The 18,089-nt window shown below is 55.2% G+C and carries 15 protein-coding genes and 1 tRNA gene; 8 read left to right on the top strand and 8 right to left on the bottom strand.

Going from position 1 to position 18,089, the window contains the following annotated elements; translation table 11 throughout:
• Positions 1–32 precede the first annotated feature (32 nt).
• Positions 33–1,169, top strand: coding sequence for a molecular chaperone DnaJ (gene dnaJ / locus HO274_RS00920; RefSeq protein WP_062188172.1), 1,137 nt, complete (start codon positions 33–35; stop codon positions 1,167–1,169).
• Between the two features lie 43 nt (positions 1,170–1,212).
• Here dnaJ and cysS read toward each other — a convergent pair whose 3' ends face one another.
• Positions 1,213–2,595, bottom strand: a complete 1,383-nt coding sequence (cysS, locus tag HO274_RS00915) for a cysteine--tRNA ligase (protein ID WP_273120645.1) — start codon at positions 2,593–2,595, stop codon at positions 1,213–1,215.
• A gap of 111 nt (positions 2,596–2,706) precedes the next feature.
• Here cysS and HO274_RS00910 point away from each other — a divergent pair, with 111 nt between their 5' ends.
• The 3 genes from HO274_RS00910 to HO274_RS00900 are packed head-to-tail and all read left to right on the top strand — an operon-like array spanning position 2,707 to position 4,550.
• Positions 2,707–3,312 (top strand): tetratricopeptide repeat protein, encoded by a 606-nt coding sequence (locus tag HO274_RS00910; protein WP_051861782.1) that lies wholly within the window; start codon positions 2,707–2,709, stop codon positions 3,310–3,312.
• 11 nt (positions 3,313–3,323) lie between these two features.
• Positions 3,324–3,815 carry a peptidylprolyl isomerase gene (locus HO274_RS00905; RefSeq protein WP_031595237.1) on the top strand — a complete coding sequence of 164 codons (492 nt, stop codon included), beginning with the start codon at positions 3,324–3,326 and terminating at the stop codon, positions 3,813–3,815.
• 6 nt (positions 3,816–3,821) lie between these two features.
• Positions 3,822–4,550 carry a UDP-2,3-diacylglucosamine diphosphatase gene (locus HO274_RS00900; protein ID WP_031595234.1) on the top strand — a complete coding sequence of 243 codons (729 nt, stop codon included), beginning with the start codon at positions 3,822–3,824 and terminating at the stop codon, positions 4,548–4,550.
• 9 nt (positions 4,551–4,559) lie between these two features.
• Here HO274_RS00900 and kdpE read toward each other — a convergent pair whose 3' ends face one another.
• From kdpE to kdpF, 6 genes are read right to left on the bottom strand one after another with little or no spacing between them, the layout of a single operon-like run.
• Positions 4,560–5,249 carry a two-component system response regulator KdpE gene (gene kdpE, locus HO274_RS00895; protein ID WP_031595232.1) on the bottom strand — a complete coding sequence of 230 codons (690 nt, stop codon included), beginning with the start codon at positions 5,247–5,249 and terminating at the stop codon, positions 4,560–4,562.
• Entirely contained in the window at positions 5,246–7,936 is a 2,691-nt protein-coding gene (gene kdpD, locus HO274_RS00890; protein ID WP_031595229.1) for a two-component system sensor histidine kinase KdpD, read from the bottom strand. The genes kdpE and kdpD overlap by 4 nt, the downstream gene beginning before the upstream one ends.
• Before the next feature lie 20 nt (positions 7,937–7,956).
• Positions 7,957–8,538, bottom strand: coding sequence for a potassium-transporting ATPase subunit KdpC (gene kdpC, locus HO274_RS00885; protein ID WP_031595228.1), 582 nt, complete (start codon positions 8,536–8,538; stop codon positions 7,957–7,959).
• A gap of 13 nt (positions 8,539–8,551) precedes the next feature.
• Positions 8,552–10,624 carry a potassium-transporting ATPase subunit KdpB gene (gene kdpB / locus HO274_RS00880; protein ID WP_031595226.1) on the bottom strand — a complete coding sequence of 691 codons (2,073 nt, stop codon included), beginning with the start codon at positions 10,622–10,624 and terminating at the stop codon, positions 8,552–8,554.
• A gap of 10 nt (positions 10,625–10,634) precedes the next feature.
• A complete protein-coding gene (gene kdpA, locus HO274_RS00875) occupies positions 10,635–12,443 on the bottom strand; it encodes a potassium-transporting ATPase subunit KdpA (protein ID WP_273120638.1) in 1,809 nt (602 codons plus the stop codon).
• Positions 12,443–12,532 carry a K(+)-transporting ATPase subunit F gene (kdpF, locus tag HO274_RS00870; protein WP_150112330.1) on the bottom strand — a complete coding sequence of 30 codons (90 nt, stop codon included), beginning with the start codon at positions 12,530–12,532 and terminating at the stop codon, positions 12,443–12,445. Before kdpF ends, kdpA begins: the two co-directional genes overlap by 1 nt.
• A gap of 485 nt (positions 12,533–13,017) precedes the next feature.
• Here kdpF and HO274_RS00865 point away from each other — a divergent pair, with 485 nt between their 5' ends.
• The 4 genes from HO274_RS00865 to HO274_RS00850 all read left to right on the top strand — a co-directional run bounded on the left by HO274_RS00865 (position 13,018) and on the right by HO274_RS00850 (position 16,561).
• Positions 13,018–13,566, top strand: coding sequence for a YaeQ family protein (locus tag HO274_RS00865; RefSeq protein WP_031595223.1), 549 nt, complete (start codon positions 13,018–13,020; stop codon positions 13,564–13,566).
• 1 nt (position 13,567) lies between these two features.
• The gene (locus tag HO274_RS00860) at positions 13,568–14,020 is read left to right on the top strand and encodes a YaiI/YqxD family protein (RefSeq protein ID WP_031595222.1); all 453 of its coding nucleotides are present in this window, start codon (positions 13,568–13,570) and stop codon (positions 14,018–14,020) included.
• 114 nt (positions 14,021–14,134) lie between these two features.
• Positions 14,135–16,384: an arginine/lysine/ornithine decarboxylase gene (locus HO274_RS00855; RefSeq protein ID WP_031595221.1), complete on the top strand. Its 2,250-nt coding sequence runs from the start codon at positions 14,135–14,137 to the stop codon at positions 16,382–16,384.
• Positions 16,385–16,486: 102 nt separating this feature from the next.
• Positions 16,487–16,561 (top strand) — tRNA-Val (locus tag HO274_RS00850).
• A 14-nt stretch (positions 16,562–16,575) separates the two neighbouring features.
• On the opposite strand, the gene HO274_RS00845 is transcribed toward HO274_RS00850, so the two are convergent.
• The gene (locus HO274_RS00845; protein ID WP_273120635.1) at positions 16,576–17,580 is read right to left on the bottom strand and encodes a tyrosine-type recombinase/integrase; all 1,005 of its coding nucleotides are present in this window, start codon (positions 17,578–17,580) and stop codon (positions 16,576–16,578) included.
• Positions 17,581–18,089: the final 509 nt, after the last annotated feature.

Here is an 18,089-nt window from a genome sequence, read left to right as displayed (position 1 = left end):
CTCACTCCCCAATGATTTATTTGAGAGGAATCATGAGCAAACGCGATTTTTATGAAGTCCTGGGAGTCAACCGGGATGCATCCGAGGATGACATCAAAAAGGCCTATCGCAAGTTGGCCATGAAGCATCATCCGGATCGAAATCCGGACAATGCCAAGTCAGAGGCTCAGTTCAAGGAAGTCAAGGAAGCCTACGAAATCCTGTCCGATGGGGACAAACGTGCCGCTTATGACCGTTATGGACATGCGGGCGTAGATCCTCAAATGGGTGCAGGTGCTGGCCCCGGGGGCGGTCCGGGGATGGGCGGGTTTTCCGATGCCTTTGGCGATATTTTTGGCGATATTTTTGGTGGGGGTGGTGGACGAGGCAACCGAACCGGAGGCATGTACCGGGGATCCGATCTACGCTACAACTTGGAAATCGGCCTGGAAGAGGCGGCTCGGGGTACCGAGACCCAGATTCGCATTCCTGCCCTGGAAAACTGTGGTACCTGCAAGGGCAGCGGTGCCAAACCGGGAACCAGTCCGAGCACCTGTTCCACCTGTGGGGGACAGGGTCAGGTGCGCATGCAGCAAGGATTTTTTTCCATCCAGCAAACTTGCCCGGTCTGTCACGGAAGTGGCAAGACCATCACCTCGCCCTGTCCCGACTGTCATGGAGCCGGGCGAATCCGCAAACACAAGACCTTATCCGTCAAGATTCCTGCTGGCATCGATCATGGTGACCGCGTTCGCCTGGCTGGAGAAGGCGAACCGGGACAGGCCGGGGGTCCGGCGGGTGATCTGTTTGTAGTCGTCCAGATCCGTCCCCACCCTGTATTCCAGCGCGAAGGAACGGACCTGCATTGCGAAATGCCTATCAGTTTTGCGGTGGCTGCCCTGGGGGGAGAAATCGAAATCCCCACCCTGGAAGGTCAGGCCAAACTGAAAATCCCTGCTGAAACCCAGACTGGTCAGGTTTTTCGCCTGCGTGCCAAGGGGATCAAAGCACTGCGCGGAGGCAGCCAGGGCGACCTAATGTGCCATGTGGTAGTGGAAACTCCAGTCAAGTTGACCGAGGTTCAAAAAGAGTTATTGCGCCAACTGGAACAAGGAACCCGTGGAAATGACACCCACAGTCCCCGCACCAAGAGTTTCATGGACAAGGTGCGCGACTTCTTCCAAACCTAAGTGCAACGCTGTTCAGCCCCCGTCACGGCAGGGGCTGAACAATTCAGGAGCGCCGCCATTGGGTAGTCCCTTCCTTGTCTTCAAGGACGATTCCCTCCGCCAAGAGGGCCTGACGAATCTGGTCGGCGGTTGAAAAATCCTTTCGCGCCCGCGCCGCTTGCCGTTGCGCCATCAATATTTCGATACGTTCCTGGTCCTCATCCCCTGCCTGCACAGTCAAACCGGCCCCCCTCTGAAACCATTCCACCGGAGCACTGCCCAGCAGTCCCAGTACCTCAGCCAGAGCGCGCAAGCGTTGGGCCGCCCCCACTTCGCCCCGGTGGGCATCATGGGCCAAACCAAAGAGGACTGCCACGGCTTCCGGAGTGTTCAAGTCATCGTCCAGCGCACGCTTGAAGGCCCCTTCGGCCACCCCATTCCAGTCCGGGACACTGCCCATAACCGTGGGGTAATCACGTAACACCGTGTAGAGGGTATTCAATCCCTGCCGGGCATCCTCCAGATGACCATCGGTGTAATTGAGAGGACTGCGGTAATGACCTCGCAAGAGAAAGAAACGCACCACTTCCGGATGAAATTTTTCGAAAATATCGGCCAGAGTGAAGAAATTGCCCAGAGATTTGGACATTTTTTCATCATTTACCCGTAGAAAACCATTGTGCATCCACACATTGACGAAGGCGTGCCCATGGGCCCCCTCACTCTGGGCTATTTCGTTTTCGTGATGTGGAAATTGCAGGTCGTGACCACCCCCGTGTATGTCAAAATGGGCACCTAGAAAGCATTCGCTCATCACCGAGCATTCGATATGCCAGCCCGGTCGCCCTTCCCCCCAAGGCGAAGGCCATCGAGGCTCGCCGGGCTTGGCGCTCTTCCACAATACGAAATCGAGGGGATCGCGCTTGAACTCATCCCGTGCCACACGCTCACCTGCCCGCAGATCCTCAAGGGACTTGCCGGATAACTTGCCGTAGTCGGGAAAGTCCCGCACCGAGTAGTAGACATCCCCATTCTGCCCCGAGTAAGCCAATCCTTTCTGAATCAGTACTTCAATCAACCGGATCATGCCCGGAACATGTTCAGTGGCACGGGGTTCATGGGTTGGTGGCAACACCCGCAGACGGGCCAGATCTTCCTGCATGGCCAGAATCATGCGCTCGGTCAGAGCCTGGATGGGTTCCCCATTCTGTGCTGCCCGCTCGATGATCTTGTCATCTATATCGGTAATATTGCGCACATAGGTAACTGCATAACCGGTTATCCGCAACCAGCGGTAGAGCACATCAAAATTGACGAGCATGCGTCCATGGCCCAGGTGACAACGGTCATACACCGTCATGCCACAGACATACAGGCGCACCTGACCAGGCTCGATGGGGACAAAAGGTTCAGTCCGACGGGTAAGGGTATTGAACAGATTCAGCATGAATATAACCGCCAACTCAAAAAAATCGATAGATCCTGACAAAAGGTCTAGTCAGCAACGCGTTGAATTGATAGAATTTGGGGTTACACAATTCGCCTCCCATTTCAACCCATGATGCTCCGGTTTCTAATCCTTTCCCTTTCCCTCGCCTTGTGGTGCGAGCAAGGGGTGTGCGCAACCGGCACCGAAAGCACCGGATCGGGCACGGCCCCGGTGCTGCAAACCTCGCAGGAAAGCAACGATGCGCATCCTAGCACATCCTCTGCCCCGCCGTCAGAAGCCCCCTTGCCGATCCATGTCCCTCTGGCAATGCAATCCCTGTTACACGACCATCATCCCCAGCAAGCTCTGGCCTTGGCCAACCGTTCTCTGGAAGAACAACCCGATGAAGGCGATGTTCTGTTTCTCAAGGCCATCGCACTGACCCAGTTGAATCGCAAGGGTGAAGCCATCCTCATCCTCAAGAATCTGACCGAGCGTTTTCCGGAAATGGGTGCGCCCTATAATAACTTGGGTGCCCTCTACGCCGCTCAGGGACAACTCGATGATGCGCGCGCCATCCTGGAAAAAGGGGTGGCATCCCAACCCAACTACGCCATCGCCTTTGAAAATCTGGGCGATGTCTACCTCGCGCTGGCGCGTCGTTCCTACGCCCAGGCCTTGAAACTGAATCCCACGAATCGCACCTTGAAACTCAAGGCCGACAAACTTAACTGATGGAGTTCTCTATGGTCCGCCTCAAAACCAATTTTGGTGATATCGTTCTCACCCTCGATGTTGAAAAAGCTCCTAAAACCACGGATAACTTCCTGTCTTATGTGCACGATGGTTTTTATGACAATACTATCTTTCATCGGGTCATCGATGGCTTCATGATTCAGGGAGGAGGGTTTGCGCCGGGCATGAAGCAGAAGGAAACCCACGCCCCTATCGAAAACGAGGCGGCCAACGGTCTTTCCAACCTCTGTTATACCGTTGCCATGGCCCGCACCTCGGACCCACATTCGGCCACCGCCCAGTTCTTCATCAACGTCAAGGATAACCATTTCCTCGACCACACTGCCCCCAACCGCAATGGCTTCGGCTACTGCGTCTTTGCTCAGGTCACGGAGGGTCAGGACATCGTGGATCGCATCAAGGGGGTGCCCACTGGCAACCGTCTGGGACATAGCGACGTACCTCTGGAAGATGTCCTCATCGAACGTGCGGAGGTCATGTAACTCACCGTGTCCCATTCCCTTTTCATCGCAGACCTGCATCTCTCGCCGTCTTCACCCAAACTCTTCCAGAAGTTTCAGAACTTTCTGGAAGGGCCGGCACGCGAAGCCACGGCCTTGTATATCCTGGGCGACCTCTTTGAAACCTGGGTGGGCGATGACGATATCCCTTCGCCCTTCAACCAGAAAGTGGTGAGTGCCCTCGCGACCTTGACCCAGCAGGGGACTCAACTGTTCTACCTGCACGGAAACCGTGACTTCCTGCTCGGTAACAAGTTTGCCAAAGCCTGTGGCGCAACCCATCTGGCAGACCCCACCATCCTCATTCTGGAGGATGGGGTTCGCACCCTGCTCACCCACGGCGACCAGTTGTGCACGGAAGATGAAGCCTATCAGGCGTGGCGCAAACAGGTCCGTTCGGTGACTTGGCAGCGCAAAGTCATGACCCTGCCCATCGAAGAACGGTACAAGATTGCTCAGGAAGCCACCACCATGAGTACCCAGGCCAAAAAGAAAAAAACCTTGGCCATCATGGACGTAACCCTCCAGGCCGTAATCGAGTTATTGCGCAAAAATGATTACCCGCGTCTGATTCATGGTCATACCCACCGTCCTGCCCGCCACACTTACCGACTGGACGACAATACCTGCGAACGTTGGGTTCTCACTGACTGGAACAGTCGCAAGGGAGGGTACTTGAAGTGTGATGAAAACGGCTGTCAGGCCCTCCCTTTCTGAGTAGGAGTGTCAGGGTTTGAAGCGGTAACCCAGCCCACTTTCTGTCAGCAGGAAGTCAGGGCGGGCCGGGTCCCTTTCCAGTTTCTTGCGCAAGTTTCCCATGTATACCCGCAGGTAGTGAGCACTTTCCACATGGGTAGGACCCCAGACTTCGCGCAATAACTCGCGGTGGGTCAACACTTTTCCGGGATAAGCGAGCAGATAGGCTAACAAGCGGTATTCGATGGAAGTCAGGTGAATGCTCTCCCCTTCCTCGGTCATGACCAGGCGCTTGACCCTGTCCACCCGAATTTTCCCAAACCCGATCTCGGATTGTCCCGCTTCTCCAGATAAACTGTGGCGCCGAAGTTGCGCGCGTACCCTTGCCAGTAATTCGCCGACGCCGAAGGGTTTGGTCAGATAATCGTCGGCGCCCGCATCCAGCGCGGCGATCTTGTCCTCTTCATTCGATCGTGCGGAGAGGATGATAACCGGTACCTGCGACCAACTGCGCAAATCCTGCAGCACTTCCACCCCCTCCCGGTCGGGCAGTCCCAGATCCAGAATCACCAGATCAGGTTTACGGGTCGCGGCTTCGATCAGTCCACGCTCGCCGGTCACCGCCTCGATAACCTGGCAACCTTCAGATTCCAAGGCTGCTCGCACGAAACGACGGATCTGCTTTTCGTCTTCCACCAAAATCACCACGGTCTCACTCATCCCTCGGCCTCCGGCGGTACGGAAAGGTCAGGAGGTGTGCCTAGGGGAAGGGAGAAGGTAAAACGGGAGCCCTGGGGAACTCCATGTTCTGCCCAAATCCGACCCTGGTGCGCGGTAATGATCGCCCGACAGATGGCGAGCCCAAGCCCCACACCCGACACCGCTGATTCGGCGCGACCTCGAGTAAACTTGTCGAACAAGGTATCCTCCGTTCCGACGGGAAAACCCTGCCCGTCGTCACAGACCGAAATATCCAGGGTCTGGTCCGTACACTGGGCCCGGATGACAATATGGGCCTGGGGCTCCGTATATTTCCCGGCGTTCTCCAACAGATTGCATAATACACGTTCGATGAGGACGGCATCAAATTCGACGAAGGGCAAGTCTTCCGGCAATTCCACGCGTACCTCCCGTCCAGCCAATGCCCCCGTCGAGGCTTTGAGCGCACTGCCGATTACCTCTTCCACCAACTGCCATTCCCTTTTCAGTTTCACTTCGCCGGATTGCAGACGTGCCATATCCAGTAGATTGTTCACCAAGGCGCCCATACGCACGGCTTCATCATGAATCGCCTGGACAGTCTCCTGCTGAGGCACGGACAAAGATTCCAGGCCCAAGGTATCGGACAACCCCACCAGCGCCGTCAAAGGCGTCCGTAAATCGTGAGACAGCACCGACAGTACCGAGTTGCGCAAGCGTTCCGACTCCATCTTCACCAAAGCTTCCTGAGCCACATCTACATAATGGATCCTTTCGATGGCAATGGCAGCCAGAGAGGCAAAGGTATCCAGCAAGCGACGTTGTTCCGGCACTTGTAACCAGTGACTCTGGCGGGGTTCGATGGCCAGCACCCCGCGCGTGCGCATGGGTGCCTTGAGAGGAAGGTAAAACACCGGGGAAGCTGCCAGAGTATCGGTTCCCAAACCAGCGGGTTCCCCATGATCGAAAGACCATTGTGCGATGCCGGTATCCACTGTCGTCAAGACCCCTTCGGCCTTCACCGGGTCTTGCAGATGATTCTCGTTATCCATCAAGAGTAACCCGGTTTTTGCCCCCAGAACATTGTCCGCAAAGCGCACGCAAACCTCTGCAATTTGTCCGGGCATCAGGGTGGCAGACAGATCCCGGGCCGCCTCGTACAGCGCCCGAGCTCGTCGTTCCCGATTCATGGCCACCCGGGCCTGATAACGCAGGTTGGCCATCAACTGGGCAATCACCAGGGCGACGCTCAGCATGACCATAAACGTAAGCAGGTATTGCACGTCACTCACTGCAAAGGAAAAGCGGGGGGGGACAAAAAAGAAATCAAAGAATGCCACGCTAAGAAAGGCCGCCAGCACCGCCGGTCCTCTTCCCAGGCGCAGCGCCACACCCATGACCACCAGCAGGAAGATCATGACGATGTTGGTCAGTTCGAGCCAGTGACGCAGGGGCGTCGCCAGGAACGTGACGAGCACGCACAGGGCCACACTTTTCGCATAGGAAGGCCAGCGCGAATACTCCTGGGTAAAGAACAGTGTCTGAGCCTTCCCGTCAGGCTCCCCCGGATTGCGCTGGTTACGGGCGACCTGAATGACATCCAGATCCGTAGCCAACCGTCCGATCCGTTCGGCAAAGGATCGACGCCATAGGTGACGTTCAAGGTCCCGCCCCACCACCACCTTGGTCAGGTTATGTTCCCGGGCATAGGCCACCGTCACCGCCGCCGCATCTTCTGCGGGCAGGGTGGCGGTTTCTGCCCCCAGATCCTTGGCCAACTTCAAGGTCTGGAGAATCTGTTCCCGGACTCTTTTAGGCAAACGCTGAAGCCGGGGTGTTTCCACATAAATTGCGTGCCACGTCACTTCCATTTGAGCGGCCAGGCGGGCCGCATTGCGAATCACCCGTTCGCTACCCGGCCCCGGTCCCACGCATACCAACAAGGATTCGCGCGTCTGCCAGATGGACTGCACCGCCTTGGTACGCCGATAGGCCCGCATCTCCCCATCTACACGGTCAGCAGTGCGCCGTAGAGACAGTTCGCGCAGGGCGATGAGATTCCCCTTGCGAAAGAAATTACGAATGGCACGCTCCGCCTGATGCGGCAGATAAATCTTTCCTTCCTTGAGGCGCTGGAGCAATTCTTCGGGGGGCAAATCCACCAACATGACTTCGTCGGCTTCATCGAAAACATGATCAGGCACCGTTTCCCACACCCGGACCCCGGTGATTCCCCCCACCACATCATTCAAACTTTCCAGATGCTGTACGTTCACCGTGGTAAAAACATGGATGCCCGCCCCCAGCAACTCGTCCACATCCTGCCAACGTTTGGAATGGAGACATCCTTGGGCATTGGTATGCGCCAGTTCATCCATCAGAATCAGGGTAGGATTGCGGGCCAGGGCACCTTCCAGATCGAATTCCTTGAGCAAGTGGTGACGGTATTCGACTTCCTTGAGGGGTAATGTTTCCAGATCCTTGAGCAGGGCCATGGTATCCGCCCGGCCATGGGTCTCCACAATGCCCACCACCACATCCACGCCCTGGGCTCGCTGTTGTTGGGCTGCCGATAACATGGCATAGGTCTTGCCCACCCCGGCGCAGGCACCGAAGAAAACTTTCAACTTGCCCCGTCTGGCCCGGTTCTCCTCGGCCTGAAGATTCCCCAGCAGGATGTCAGGATCGGGACGTTGTATTTCAGTCATGGCAGGTTTCCCAGGAGCGGTCACGGCGCATGGGTCAGTTCATCCAAGGCCAGATTGAGTTTCAACACATTGACCCGTGCTTCCCCCAGCACACCGAACTGACGCGCTTCGGTAAACCGGGACACCAAGGCCTGAACCTGATCGGTTTTCAAGCCCCGCGCCCGGGCCACCCGCGCGATCTGGAAGTCTGCAGCGGCCGGACTGATCTGGGGATCAAGTCCACTGGCAGAAGCCGTCACCAGATCCACCGGGACCGGCCGGGTATTTCCGGGATCGGCTACCCTGAGGGCTTGGACCCGCGCCTTGACGGCATCCATCAGAGCCGGGTTGGTCGGTCCCAGATTGGAACCGCTGGAGGCTAACCCATTATAGGGCATGGGACCGGTAGCCGAGGGTCTGCCCCAGAAATACCCAGGATCAGAGAAGGATTGACCGATCCACTCGGAACCCACCGGTCTGCCTTTCTTGAAAATCAAACTTCCGTTGGCCTGGCTTGGAAATATTGCCTGGGCCAACCCTGTCACCAACCAGGGATAGAGAAGACCGGTGATCACACTCAAAACCAGAAAACTGACCACGGCAGGACGCATTTCTTTCCACATGATGTGCATCTCCTTATGCCCAACCCAGGGCAGCCAATACCATATCAATCATCTTGATGCCGATAAATGGCACAATGATCCCCCCTGCTCCGTAGATCAGCAGGTTATTTCTCAACAACTGCGCCGCACCCACCGCACGGTATTTAACTCCTCTCAATGCCAGGGGAATGAGCGCCACGATCACCAGAGCATTGAAGATCACAGCAGACAGAATGGCACTGGCTGGCGTGGTCAGTCCCATCACGTTGAGGGCACCCAAGGCCGGATAGGTAGTCACGAAGGCCGCCGGAATGATGGCAAAATATTTGGCCACATCATTGGCGATGGAAAAGGTTGTCAGTGCCCCCCGTGTCATGAGCATCTGTTTGCCGGTTTCCACGATCTCGATCAGTTTGGTGGGGTTGGAATCCAGATCCACCATGTTACCGGCTTCCTTGGCCGCCTGCGTGCCCGTATTCATGGCCACGGCCACATCAGACTGAGCCAGGGCTGGAGCATCGTTAGTACCATCGCCGGTCATGGCCACCAACCGGCCCTCGGCCTGGTACTGGCGAATCAGGGCCAACTTGGCTTCCGGTGTCGCTTCCGCCAGAAAATCATCCACCCCTGCCTCTGCCGCAATGGCCGCTGCCGTCAGGCGGTTATCCCCGGTGATCATCACCGTTTTGATGCCCATGCGGCGCAACTCGGCAAACCGCTCCTTGATACCGCCCTTGACGATATCCTTGAGTTCCACCACGCCCATCACCCGCGCCCCATCCACCACTACCAGCGGGGTACTGCCCCGCCGTGCCACTTCATCCACCTGTCGGGAGACGGCCTCGGGATAGGGGGAACCGAGCGCATCCAGATATTTTTTCACGGCATCTGCCGCACCCTTGCGCACCTGGCGGGAACCCAAGTTCACCCCGCTCATGCGGGTTTGCGCCGAAAAGGGAACGAAGCTGGCCCCCAAAGCGTGGATATCCCGCTCGCGCAGCCCAAATCGCTGTTTTGCCAAGACCACAATGGAGCGACCTTCTGGGGTTTCGTCCGCCAAAGAAGCCAGTTGGGCGACATCGGCCAGTTCGCTTTCTTTCACTCCTTGAGCCGGAATGAAAGTCGACGCCTGACGGTTACCCAGAGTGATCGTCCCGGTCTTGTCCAGAAGCAGGACGTCCACATCCCCTGCCGCCTCCACCGCCCGACCCGAAGTTGCAATGACATTCTTCTGCATCATGCGCCCCATGCCTGCCACCCCAATGGCCGACAATAACCCGCCAATGGTGGTGGGAATCAGGCACACCAACAAGGCCACCAACACGGTAATGGTGACGGGCTGCCCCACTTTGGCTACTTCGACGCTGTACATCGAAAAGGGCAATAAGGTAACCGTGGCCAACAAAAATATGAGGGTCATGGCCACCAACAGGATGGTGAGCGCAATTTCATTGGGGGTCTTCTGACGCTTGGCCCCCTCCACCATGGCAATCATGCGATCGAGGAAGCTTTCACCGGGATTGGAGGTCACCTGCACGATCAGCCAGTCCGACAATACCGTCGTTCCACCGGTGACCGCGTTGAAATCGCCCCCGGATTCCCGGATCACAGGCGCCGATTCCCCCGTAATGGCGCTTTCGTTCACCGATGCCACGCCTTCGATGACCTCACCATCGGCGGGCACCATATCCCCGGCTTCCACCAGGACCACATCCCCTCGACGCAGGTCACTGCTTGCCACCGAGAACCATGGGGAACCCTGGCTGGATTCCGTCATTTTTTTGGCCAGGATATCGCGCCGCGCATGACGCAGAGATGCCGCCTGTGCCTTGCTCCGCCCTTCGGCGACGGCTTCGGCAAAATTGGCGAAGAGCACGGTGAACCATAACCACAGGGTCACCGCCAGAATGAACCCGGCGGGTGCCTCGCCCTTCCCGCCCAACGCCTGAAGATACAGGACCGTGGTCAGTACGCTACCCACCCAGACCACGAACATCACCGGGTTCTTCATTTGTTGCACCGGTGACAGTTTGCGGAACGAATCCACACAGGCCACACGCAGCAAGTTTCGATCAAAAAAGGAAAAGGATTTCGTTTGGTCGTTCATCTTGATTCTCCTAGTGAGCCCCAACCATGGTCAAATGTTCCACGACGGGCCCCAGACCCAAGGCCGGAACGAAGGTCAATGCCCCCACCAGAAGCACCGTGCCCACCAACAACAGAACGAAGAGCGGGGTGTGGGTAGGAAGGGTACCGGCCCCCACGGGAATTCGTTTCTTGCCGGCCAGCGAGCCAGCCAGGGCCAGCACGGGCAGGATCAGCCAGAAACGCCCGAAGAACATGACCACCCCTAGAGCAAAATTGTAGAAAGGCGTGTTGGCAGACAGTCCAGCGAAGGCACTGCCGTTATTCCCTGCGGCTGAAGAGAAAGCGTAGAGAATTTCAGAGAATCCGTGCGCACCGGGGTTGGCCACCCCGCTCTTCCCGGCCTCCATCATCACTGCCACCGCCGTTCCAACCAGAATCAGCAGCGGCGGAATCAGAATGGTGAGGGATGCCATCTTGATGTCGAAGGCCTCGATCTTCTTGCCCAGATATTCGGGCGTCCGTCCGATCATCAAGCCCGCAATGAACACCGCAATCACGGCATAAATGAGCATGCCATAGAGACCGGAACCCACCCCCCCAAAAATCACTTCACCCAACTGGATGTTGGCCAGCGGCACCAACCCCCCCAGCGGGGTAAAGGAATCGTGCATGGAATTCACGGAACCACAGGAAGTGGAGGTGGTCACCGTGGCAAAGAGGGCCGAATTGACGATGCCGAAGCGCGTTTCCTTCCCCTCCATGTTCCCGCCGGACTGCGAGGCAGAAGCCTGCTGGTTGACCCCCAGGGAGGCAAAGGCTGGGTTGCCAGAGGTTTCCGCGTATTCCGCCACAGCCAGCATAAGGGTGAATACCAGGGTCATGGTGGCCAGGAGGGTCCAGCCCTGACGGATATCCCCCACCATGGCTCCGAAGGTGTAACACAGCGCCGCAGGAATCAAGAGAATTGCCAACATTTCCAGAAAGTTAGTCAGGGGCGTAGGATTTTCATAGGGATGCGCCGAGTTGGCGTTGAAGAATCCCCCGCCATTGGTGCCCAATTCCTTGATGGCCTCCTGGGAAGCCACCGGCCCCAGCGGAAGCGTTTGCTCCTGAGTGGTGGTTTTCACCGTTACCGGATTACCGGCAGCATCCTTGAGGGGATTTCCGGCCGCATCCAGCGAGGGGTTGTCATAGGTAGTGGTCTCCACGGTCCGAACCACTGGATAGGGTGAAAAGTTTTGCACCACCCCCTGGCTCACCAGGATCAAGGCGAGCGCCAGAGACAAGGGCAACAGGATATAGAGGACGCTACGCGTCATGTCCACCCAGAAGTTGCCAATGGTCTCCACGGAATGTCGGGCAAATCCCCGGATCAGGGCAATCACCACGGCCATCCCGGTGGCTGCAGAAAAAAAGTTCTGCACAGCCAAAGCAAACATCTGCGTGAGATAACTCAGCGTGGATTCCCCTGCGTACCCTTGCCAGTTGGTATTGGATACAAAGCTGATGGCGGTATTGAAGGAAGAATCCGGGCTCACGGCACCCAGACTTTGCGGATTCAAGGGCAGAAATCCTTGCAACCGCTGCAGGGCATACACGGTCAGTACCCCCAGCACACTAAACCATAGAACCCCCAGGGCATAACTCGTCCAGCGCATTTCCTGACTTGGATTCACCCCGCACATACGGTAGAAGAGATGCTCCAGTGGTGAAAGCCAGCGCATAAATGCTGGCAGATTCCCCTCGTAAACCCGGGCCATATACCCTCCCAAGGGTTTCACCAGCAAAAACAGCACGCCCAGTAGCAGGACGATTTGAAACAGTCCGTTAATAGTCATCAGAATAACTCCGGTTTAAGCAGGGCAATGACTAGGTAGATAAGCAAGCCCACCACCACAGCCCCCGCGACGAAATAGATCCAGGTCATGCCGACCTCCGTAATTTTTCGCAGCCGTAGACCAACAATACCGACAGGCCAAAGACCGCCACAACGATCGCAAGATAGAACAGATCCATAGAGATTCTCCCAGTGAGTTCCAGTCGTACCCATTCTAGGAACCGGCAGATCAAAAAGGGGTAAAGGCTGACAGCGACGCTATAAAGATTTTATAAAGATGCGGGGAGGGGCGCCGCAGAGTTCATGAACGGAGAGCCGGTCTGGAATTTTTGGACGGATGGCCGAAAATTATGGCCGATTTATGCTAAAATGGGAGGTTGAGTGTTCGGAACCTCTCCGTACTTGTTCAAGGTGGGACATCTTATACCACAAACCTCCTCGACTGATTGTCGAAGAGCCGTAGGGTGCAAGAGAATGCCTCAGGTTCGCCCTTGGGATAAACTTTCCTCTCGCCCCTCCTTACCTGTGGGCTACCCAACATCTCTTCTATTACTTTCAGCGGAATTCATCGATTCATGGCGCTCAAGTCCACCGTCTTCAAGGTCAATTTACAAATATCCAACATGGACCGGCCTTATTACGCCTCCCATACCTTGACGATCGCCCGTCACCCCTCCGAAACCGACGAACGCATGATGGTGCGCCTGCTGGCGTTTGCTCTCCATGCCCATGAACACTTGACCTTCGCCCGGGGGGGGGCCGCTGATCAGGAGGAACCTGACCTCTGGAAAAAAGACCTGACGGGAGCCATTGACGAATGGATCGACGTGGGCCTGCCCGATGAAAAACGCGTGCTCAAGGCATGCGGGCGTGCTCGACGGGTAATCATTTATGCCTATGGCGGCAGCGCCGTTCCGCTTTGGTGGGCGGGAATGAGTAGCCGTCTCCGGCGGTTGTCCAATCTGTCCGTCCTCAGTCTTCCTTTGTCCGACAGTCAGGCACTGGCTCACCTGGTTGAACGCACCATGGATCTCAATTGCCTGATTCAGGACGATGGAATCTTGCTGTCGAATTCGTCCGGAAGCGTTCCTGTTACAGTGACCCCTTTGAAGGGTTTTTCTTGAGATGAATATTTGGGTCGATGCAGATGCCTGCCCTGTGGTCATCAAAGATATTCTTTTCCGTGCCGCAGAACGTGCGAAAATCCTGACAACCTTCGTAGCCAATACCTTGTTGAGTACCCCGGCTTCGTCTTATATTTTGGCGCGCCAGGTGCCTCGCGGCTTTGACATGGCCGATAACGAGATCGTCCGGTCCCTGCACCCCGGTGATTTGGTCATCACAGCCGATATTCCCCTGGCTTCTGAAGTGCTGTCAAAAGGGGGGCATGCGCTCAATCCACGCGGCGAGGTTTACACCCTCGATACAATCGAAGCCCTACTGACGCTGCGCAATTTCATGGACCAATTACGCGGCAGTGGCGTACCTACCGGCGGCCCCCCACCCCTGTCTCACTCTGACCGAAAAGTGTTTGCCAACCAATTGGATAAGTTTCTGGCGCGTCAACCCAAGTCTTAAGTTCATGGGGTCAAAAACCCCATGAACATTCCTGTCAAACCCTTTGCGACAGCGTGAAGCAAAAGGGCTATAATCCGCTACCCTTTCCTTGCCACCCACCGTACTGGAGGCTCCATGAAGTTTCGTTTTCCCGTGGTCATCATCGATGAAGATTTTCGTTCGGAAAACACCAGCGGTCTTGGGGTGCGAGCGTTAGCAGACGCCATTCAAAAAGAAGGGTTTGAAGTATTGGGTGTGACCAGTTTTGGTGACATGGCCTCTTTTGCCCAGCAACAAAGCCGTGCTTCCACTTTCGTACTGTCCATCGATGACGAAGAATTTGGCGGAGGTTCTCCCAGCGAAATGGAGTCGGCACTGCGCCACCTGCGTGCCTTCGTCCAGGAAATTCGCTGGCGTAACGCCCATATCCCCATATTTCTCTATGGTGAAACGCGTACCTCCCGCCATATTCCTAACGATGTATTGAAGGAACTGCACGGTTTCATTCACCTCTTCGAGGACACTCCAGAGTTTGTGGCTCGCCACATCGCTCGGGAAGCACGGGTCTATCTGGATTCTCTCGCCCCACCCTTTTTCCGTGCCCTTACCCACTATGCCTCGGATGGTTCCTATTCCTGGCACTGTCCCGGACATTCAGGCGGGGTGGCTTTCCTGAAAAGCCCGGTAGGACAAATGTTCCACCAATTCTTTGGGGAAAACATGCTCCGCGCCGATGTCTGCAACGCAGTGGACGAACTGGGGCAACTGCTTGATCATACGGGCCCAGTGGCGGCTTCCGAGCGTAATGCCGCACGTATTTTCAATGCCGACCATCTGTTTTTTGTGACCAATGGCACGTCCACCTCCAACAAGATCGTGTGGCATTCCACCGTTGCGGCAGGCGATGTGGTTGTCGTAGATCGCAACTGTCATAAATCCATTCTTCACGCCATCATCATGACTGGGGCCATCCCCGTGTTTCTCATGCCCACGCGCAATCACTACGGCATCATCGGCCCCATTCCACTGGAGGAATTCAAACCCGAAAACATCCAACGCAAGATTGCGGCCAATCCCTTTGCCCAAAACAGTCCGGTTCAACCGCGTGTATTAACGCTGACCCAAAGTACCTACGATGGTATCCTCTACAACGTCGAAACTATCAAGAAGTTGCTGGATGGGGTCATCGACACCTTGCACTTCGACGAAGCCTGGCTACCGCATGCCTCCTTCAGCGATTTTTACAAGGATATGCATGCCATTGGCCGAGATCGCCCCATCTGTCATGAATCCATGGTCATGTCTACCCAGTCGACTCACAAGTTGCTGGCCGGTCTCAGCCAAGCCTCGCAAATCCTGGTACAGGACAGCGAAATGCGCAAACTGGACCGCGACTGCTTCAACGAAGCCTACCTCATGCACACGTCCACCAGCCCGCAATACGCCATCATTGCCTCCTGCGATGTCGCAGCCGCTATGATGGAATCTCCTGGAGGAACGGCATTACTGGAGGAATCCATCAGTGAAGCCCTCGACTTTCGTCGGGCCATGCGCAAGGTGGATGAGGAATGGGGCACCGATTGGTGGTTCAAGGTATGGGGTCCCGACTACCTGGCGGAAGAAGGTGGTGGGGAGCGTAGCGACTGGATGCTCAAACCCGGCGAACGTTGGCATGGCTTCGGCAATCTGGCTCCCGGCTTCAACATGCTGGACCCCATCAAGGCTACGGTTATCACACCCGGACTCGATGTGGATGGCGATTTTCACGACATCGGAATTCCCGCCGCCGTGGTCACAAAATATCTGGCCGAGCATGGAGTTGTCGTTGAAAAAACCGGGCTCTACTCTTTCTTCATCATGTTCACCATCGGTATCACCAAGGGACGCTGGAACACGCTGGTTACGGAATTGCAACAGTTCAAAGATGACTATGACAAGAACCAGCCTCTTTGGCGCATCTTGCCTGAGTTTGTCGCCAAGTACCCCCGTTACGAAAATTGGGGCCTGCGCCAACTATCTGACCAAATTCATGAAGTCTATCGGGCCAATGATGTGGCGCGCCTCACCACAGAAATGTACCTGTCCGACATGGTCCCGGCCATGAAGCCCGCCGATGCCTTTGCACGCATGGCTCACCGTGAGACCGAGCGCGTGGGAATCGATGACCTGGAAGGACGAATCACTTCGGTGCTTCTCACTCCTTACCCCCCCGGCATTCCGCTCCTGATTCCCGGAGAGTGCTTCAATGCCACCATCGTGCGTTACCTGCAATTTGCCCGTTCCTTCAATCAACGTTTTCCCGGCTTTGAAACAGACATTCATGGCCTTTCCAAAACCGGCAGCAATGGAGAATCCAAGTTTTATGTGGATTGCGTCAGACTCTAAAACCCGGTAGAATGACCGTCCTTTATCGAGATACCGTGAAGGTTCAATCATCTGGTTTGGGTCAACCCATTCAAGGTTTCATGAGCCGTAACGATTCAGAAAGGGCGGTTAGCTCAGGGGTAGAGCACTGCCTTCACACGGCAGGGGCCACTGGTTCGATCCCAGTACCGCCCACCATAAAAATCAACAAGTTACGATATTTTTTCCATTAAAGTTTTTTCCTCGGTGTAAATATCGGTGTAAATATCGGCAAGTCCTTCTAGAGCTTTGCGCTTCTGAGCATCTGCCAAGTGGGCATATCTTTTTGTGGTATTCGTGCTGCTATGCCCCAGTATCTCTCCCACGGTGTAAAGCGTTACACCAGATATCTTGAGCAGTAAACTAGCGCAGGTGTGACGCAAGTCATGAAAATTTGCATCTGGCAATCCAGCCTTGATCCGCGCCCTCTCCCACGAAGTCCCAATTCCATCGGCGGTAATTTTTAGAGGAACATGCTCAAGCCATTTCCGCAACGGGGGCGCAACTGGAATACTTCGTGTTTTGGATGTTTTTGTATTACCGATTCGCACGATGATAGTGTCATTAACAATGTCTTCTTTTTTCAGTTTTACAATTTCCCCTCGCCTCATGCCAGTTAGTGTGGCTATCCATATTGCGGCTTGTACTACCTCAGTACAATATTGCGCAATAGACTGCACCTGCTCGACCGTCATGTAATTATCACGGGCATTGTTTTCTGGAAGTCGTTTTATTTGAAGCCCAAAATTAATATCTGTTTGCCCACAATCATAAGCAATTGATAAAGATTTTTTTAGCGTGCCGAGACTGCGGTTGATCGTAGCAGCAGTATAGTTTCCAAGGGCATCCTCAATGAATTTTAAAGCCACTTGTTTTGACTGGCTGGCCGTTTTTCCTTCGCACCAAGGCGCAATACGAATCGCATGGTGCTTGGCACTTTCAGGACTTCTCAATCTTTTGGCGTGGATGCCAGTGTAATATGCTAGCAGATCATTTATTGGAGGATCAGAGGGGATCAATGAATCCGCTTTTTTTCGCGACAATGCGCCGAATAATTCGGACTCTATGCGCTTGGCATCACTCGCAGACGCGCCTTCCGGTAATCGTCTGTGAACCCTTTTACGATTGATGCAGAGTTCGACATGCCAACGGCCAACGGCATCTTTTCTGATTGGCATTGTTGTTCTCTCCAACTGTTTACTTTTGGCAAATCAAATCGCGGACGCTTACCTGCCAACAAGTACGGGCACCCATTCTGCATCATCCGCCGTATTGTACTCTCAGATACCTTTAACCTAAAGGCAAGCTCCGTTATAGTCAATTCGCGGTGAGAATCTTCGCTCATCATCGCACCCTCCACGAAAGTACCATAGTAGACATGATTGTCACAAGGGTAAGGACTATTAAAACGATGGTTGGGTAAAATTCCTGTGCCATGATCAACAGTTCCAAATTTGTCGCAGTTCACCCCCCAGTCCTGGATTGACCTTCTCCAGAACCGGGAAAATTTCATCGTGAATAGCGGGGGGAAGGTATGAATCAGTGCTGAGTGGCTTTTGAGGCGGGAAATCCATGACCTCGACCCATACCTTCAACAGGACCGAGTAGAGTTCTTGTACTTGTGATTCGAGCGTGTTGTCACAGCGATAAGCAGTCATCTTCGCACCTTTGGGAACAGGTGAAAGGA

The organism is Ferrovum myxofaciens (genome assembly GCF_013181415.1).
Lineage (GTDB): Bacteria > Pseudomonadota > Gammaproteobacteria > Burkholderiales > Ferrovaceae > Ferrovum > Ferrovum myxofaciens.
Note: the sequence above shows the minus strand (reverse complement) of the source record. Positions and strands in the feature narration are given on the sequence as shown.